1 protein-coding gene is annotated in these 2,123 nt (G+C 68.6%); it reads right to left on the minus strand.

Annotated elements, in window-relative coordinates; genetic code table 11:
• Positions 1–96 precede the first annotated feature (96 nt).
• Positions 97–2,123, minus strand: a 2,027-nt coding sequence (locus tag RB628_RS40320; protein WP_318325616.1) for a beta-ketoacyl reductase, incomplete at its 5' end; no start/stop codon positions are given.

Below are 2,123 nucleotides of genomic sequence, written 5' to 3' on the forward strand. Positions count from 1 at the left end.
CCACATCCCCCGCACCCGGGAAACGCCCCGCCATCCCCACGATCGCGATACCAGCCGGTACCGACACGTCCTCCGCGTCCAGTTCGCGCTCAGTCGTCATCGCTGCCCCCTTGCTGCCCGCTGCTGCTGACGCCGTTTCTGCATGTTCTTCCTGCGTTCGTCCGTCGGCCGGAGCGACGATGCCGGTACCTCGGGCGCAGACCTGTCGACGAGTTCGGCCAACCGCTCGGCGGTCAGGGCCTCGTACAGATCGGACAGCATGAGCTGTGTGCCCAGCCTTTCGTTGAGGGCACTGACGACCTGGATCGCGATGAGAGAGTTGCCACCGAGATCGAAGAAGCTGTCCTCCGTGTCGATGTGCTCGACCCCGAGCAGTTCCTGCCAGACTCCGCAGATGACGCGCGCGGCCTGGTCGGCGGGGACGTCGCGTGGCGGGTCGGCCGGGTGCGTGAGGGCCGTTTCCCCGTGCGGGACCGTCAGCCTCTGCGGAAGCGGAGAGCTTTCCGTGGCTTCCAGGCGGAAGGCGTGGGCGAACACATCGGCGAGGTCCACCGGCGACACTATGACCTGCGGGTTCGTCGCTCGCGTCAGGATACGGTCGAGTGCCCGCAGCCCTTCCTCGGACGACATGCCGCGCTCATCGATCTCTTCCCGACCGGTCTGACTCATGCCAGCCGAGGGGGCGGTGGTGACAGCCATACCGACGTCCTTCCACGTTCCCCAGTCGATGGTCACGACCCGCCGGGAGCGGCTCCGATCCTGCGCGAAGGCGTCCAGGAAGCAGTTGGCAGCGCAGTAGTCGACCTGTCCGAAGTGGCCGACGTTCGCGCTGTTGGCACCGAACAGGACGGTGAAGTCGAGGTGTTGATCCGCCAGAACGTCTTCGAGTACGAGGGTGCCGCGCACCTTGGGGCGCAGGACCTCGGCGGCCCGCCGCAGGTCCTTGAGCTGGATCAGCCCTCCGCCCGCGATGCCGGCGGCGTGGAACACGCCGTGGACGGCTCCCCATCGCCGCACGGCCTGCTCGACCGCGTCGGCCATCTGCTTCCGGTCGCTCACGTCCGCCTGGGCGACGAGGAGTTGGGCTCCGGCATCCCGCAGACGGCACAGGCGGCGCACGATGTCCCTGGTGCGGGGCTCGGCCCGCCCGTCCGCAAGGTGGTCGTCCCATGTGTTGGGGGGAGGAAGCGGGGTGCGGGAGGTGAGCAGGACCCGTGCGCCCCGGGCGGTCAGATGAGCCGCGAGCTCCAGGCCAAGGCCGCCCGTACCGCCCGTGATGAGGTAGACGCCGTCCTCCCGGAGCGGCGACCGGGTCTCATCATGGTCGGGCAGGCTCTGCGGAAGGTAGTGCTGGACCCAGCGATGCGGTCCCCGATGCGCGATGGTCTCCGTCTCCTGCACGGTCTCGCGGGCCAACTCGGCCATGATGTAGTCAAGTTGGCGCGGGGTCGGAGCCGCCACGATGTCGAGGTCGATGTTGTGGCACTTCACACCGGGCAGCTCGCGCGGCAGGACCCGGCAGGGTCCGAGCACCGTGGCCTTGGCCGGGGAGAGGTGCTCGGTCCCTGTGACGTTGTGAATTCCGTTGTTGAGCACCCAGATCCGTGAAGGCGGCGATACGGCACTTCGGTCGATCGCCTGGACCAGGCGGATCAGGCTGTCGAAGCCGAGTCGCAGCGCGGTCTCGTCGGCTGTCACGTCCACTGTTCGGTCGTCAGAGATTCCCCAACAGTGCACGACCTGCCACGCCTCATCACCTGTGCGCTCACGGAGGTGTCCGACGAGCAGGTCGTAATCGGCACTCGACGCGGGATCTACCCGGAGCCGGGTGATGACGTCCTGGCCTTGGGAGACCTGCGCGAGCGGTGCGCCCGGCTCGGCCACGATTACGTCGGCCCCGGCTGAGCGAAGGCGGTTGGCCAACGCCTCGCCCGCCCCCAAGGCGTCGGCGAACACCAGCCAGTGCCCCGAGAAGCCGGCCTCCGCGCCCGTCGGCAGCGCGACCCGCTGCCACGAGGGCTCGTAGAACCAATCCTTGATGTCCTCACGTTTCCGTGGAGCGGCGCGGTCGGGGGTCGGGGGTGCGGTGGGGTGTTCGTCGAGCCAGTGACGGGTGCGGGCGA

The sequence above is a fragment of the Streptomyces sp. ADMS genome (assembly GCF_033441795.1).
Taxonomy (GTDB): Bacteria; Actinomycetota; Actinomycetes; order Streptomycetales; family Streptomycetaceae; genus Streptomyces.